A 225-nucleotide genomic window follows, 5' to 3' on the forward strand; every position below is an offset into this window, starting at 1 on the left:
ATAAAAAGATCTCCTGAAGCATCATATATTAATGGCTTAAAAGTTCTAGGACCTAATTACCAAGGAGAAAGAACAGATAGTGCAATTATTTATTTAACTACTAGTGACAAGGAAATAATAGATAAGATTGTTAAAGAATTAGATGATAGATTCAAAAAAGCGGGTATAGAAATGTATGACCATGCACCTCTTGGAATGAAAATCCTGGTGACCATTTTTTCATTC

1 protein-coding gene is annotated in these 225 nt (G+C 31.1%); it reads left to right on the forward strand.

The genetic code is table 11. The features are described from left to right. The coding region (locus AACQ14_RS23950) for a T3SS effector HopA1 family protein (protein WP_339366051.1) at positions 1–225 on the forward strand (225 nt) is incomplete at both ends.

It is taken from the genome of Vallitalea maricola, from assembly GCF_036985595.1.
Classification (GTDB): Bacteria; Bacillota; Clostridia; order Lachnospirales; family Vallitaleaceae; genus Vallitalea; species Vallitalea maricola.